The sequence below is a fragment of the Ilumatobacter sp. genome (assembly GCF_041688325.1).
In the GTDB taxonomy this organism is placed as follows: Bacteria; Actinomycetota; Acidimicrobiia; order Acidimicrobiales; family Ilumatobacteraceae; genus Ilumatobacter_A.
In genome coordinates this window covers 1-2789 of record NZ_JBDNIJ010000274.1, presented here as the reverse complement: position 1 = coordinate 2789, position 2789 = coordinate 1, and the positions used below count along the sequence as shown (strand labels likewise).

The following is a 2789-nucleotide window of genomic DNA, read 5'->3' as shown; positions in this document are numbered from 1 at the left end:
TGGCTGGCCGCATGCAGGGTCGAGACCACCTCACCTACTGCATGCTCGGAGACGGTGAACTTGCCGAAGGGCAGGTTTGGGAGGCAGCAATGGCGGCCGGCCACTACCGCGCAGGCAACCTTGTCGGCATCGTTGACCGGAACCAACTCTGTATCGACGGCTTCACAGATGAGGTCATGTCGGTCGAACCGTTGACAGATCGCTTCTCGTCATTCGGATGGGACGTGCGCCGCATTGATGGACATGACCTCAATGCGATCCTCGACGTATTCTCCGATCACGGTCGCGATCCGAACGGCGCGCCTCGAATGATCATCGCTGACACCATCAAGGGCCGCGGCGTGGAGCGCATGGAACTGTCGCCACACTGGCACGTCGGTAATCTCGTCGGCGATGACTACGACGACGTGATGGCTGAACTCTCAAGCGGTCTCCAGAATCGGATCGCGCCATGAGCGACCAGCAAGACACGAGCGAAGTCTTTCGGGGAACGGCCGGAGGTGACAGTCGGCTACGGGATCAGCGCTCCACCGACGGAACTGACACACGCGCGATCCCGGCGTTCGTATTCGGCGAAGAACTCGCCGATCTCGCCGATCACGACGACCGTATCGCGGTACTCACCGCCGATCTGGCAAAGGCGAATCGCGCCACTGATTTTGCCGAACGTCACCCGGACCGTTTTGTGAACGTCGGCATCGCCGAGAAGAACATGATCACCATTGCGGCCGGGATGGCAGCGAGTGGCATGATCCCGTTCGCCGCGACGTTCTCATCCTTCGCCGCGCTTCTTGGCTGTGAACAAATCCGCACCGATTGCGCGTACCCGCATCTCCCCGTCCGGATCGTCGGCCATCACTCGGGAATGTCGATGGGCTTTTACGGAACCAGCCATCACAGTCTCGAAGATCTCGGCATCCTTCGATCGATCGCCGATCTCACCGTCGTGTGCGTCACCGATGCCAACCACCTTCGCGCCGTACTCCGTAAAAGCCTCGACCACGACGGCGCTATGTATCTACGCCTCGGACGTGGACGTGACCCTGAGGTCTACGCCGAGGTGCCGGACATCGAGTTCGGAAAGGCGATCCAGCTCCGTGAGGGATCGGATCTGACGATCCTCGCAACGGGTTCGGAGGTCCGGCCGTCACTCGACGCTGCGATAATGCTCGAAGCGGACGGCATGAGCGTGGCGGTGTGGGACGTCCACACGATCAAGCCGCTCGATTTCGCTGCGGTCGCGGCCGCTGCCAAGACGGGCACCGTGCTCACGGTCGAAGAGGCGAACCGTACGAACGGCCTCGGCACTGCAGTCGCCGAAGCGCTCCTCGAGGGAGGGTTCGGCCAGACGCGGTTCCACCGCCACGGCGTCCCCGACGAGCACGTCCCGATCGGTCCACCAGCTGCCCTCTACGCCCACTACCAGCTGGACGCTTCGGGGATCGCTGCGGTCGCAAAGCGCCTCCACGATTCGACCGGAGCGTAGACCAGCAAATTCTCGTAGAGCTCAGGAGAATCGCCCCTTACCTTGGTTGGTAGGCCATCGGATTTCTTCCAGAACATTTTTGGAAATGAGGTTTTCCAAGGAGCGCCAAAGTGCACACACACATCCAGCCAGATAGTTCTTTTTCGTCCGGAGCTGTTCTTCTTTGTTCGCAAAGATTCGCTCCCGTAGGACTTTGGCCGATCGAAGTGAAAGCGCCGCTGGATGAGACGGGCAACGATCGACGACGGACTCCCCTCACCTCGGGCCCCATGATGCTGGTGGGCCTCCTGACCGTTTGCTGGCGGACGCCAACGAGGAGAACCTGGTGTTCACCTCTCCGCACGGCAAGCCCGCCGCTTCTACGGCGGTCGGCAAAGCATTCCGAGAGATCATCACAGATCAACTCAGTCACCGCGGCCTCGGCAAGTTGATCAACCTGCTTGACTCCCCGGTCCGCATCGCAGCCACCTGACTTATCGCACACAGTGGGCTGCAGAGATACAGAGAGTGGCACCGCTCACAGATGATCAGCCGGCAAGAGCCCCAAGTATTGGACGGGTCAACCCGATGGTGCGCCGAAGGCAGCGCGTTCGGCCGCGCGGGTAAGTGCCGGCGGATCAGGCGAGGGCTGCGCCTTGCCTCGGGCGAGTTGTGGACCGGCGCGGCTCGCACCGTGACGGCCTCCATACCGAAGTCATTGCTTTACTCCGAACCGCTCGGAGGCGATCGATGGGCCCTTCCTTTCAGCGGTTCCCGTGGGCGTAGATTTCCAACAACGAGGAACGATCTCGAGACCGAACTGACGCTGGATTGGATGGAGGGCATCGTGGAGATTCCGAGCGACTTGCGAATCAGGCCCGGCACAGCATCGGCCGTGGCTGACGACACTGATCCTCGACACCAGCGTCCTCGTCGAGTGAGAGGTGTGACGGGACAGCTCCGACTGGGTTCATCACCCAGTCGTATGAAGATCAGGCCGCCACCAGATCACGGACAACATCGAGCGAGGCTCCCCCGCCAGAAGGACTGAAAAGGTCACGAGTCCCTCTATGTGTTTGGGCCTCCCCCTCTGCAAGAGTTCGTGGGGCTCATCGCTGCCGCAACCTGACGGTTTGAACCACGAAAGGCTGACATTCATATGGGATTCCGATTCGCCAACGTGGACGGGCGCGCCGCGCTCGTCCACGGTGATCGCTACACCGACCTCGCCACGCACTCTCAGGGCGCTTTCAGCCCCGACCCGATGCAGGCGCTCGAACGGCCTGACCTACTGAACGAACTGTCCGATCAACTCACCGACGCA

At 61.3% G+C, this 2789-nt stretch carries 2 protein-coding genes and 1 pseudogene; all 3 read left to right on the top strand.

The features are described 5' to 3' along the window. Positions 1–455, top strand: a pseudogene (locus tag ACH2EI_RS14915) (transketolase); the annotation flags it as partial. Next, positions 452–1486: a transketolase family protein gene (locus ACH2EI_RS14910; RefSeq protein ID WP_395160609.1), complete on the top strand. Its 1035-nt coding sequence runs from the start codon at positions 452–454 to the stop codon at positions 1484–1486. The pseudogene ACH2EI_RS14915 and the gene ACH2EI_RS14910, both read left to right, overlap by 4 nt. 325 nt (positions 1487–1811) lie before the next feature. Next, complete coding sequence (locus ACH2EI_RS14905; RefSeq protein WP_395156573.1) at positions 1812–1958, top strand: hypothetical protein; 147 nt, start codon at positions 1812–1814, stop codon at positions 1956–1958. Positions 1959–2789 lie beyond the last annotated feature (831 nt).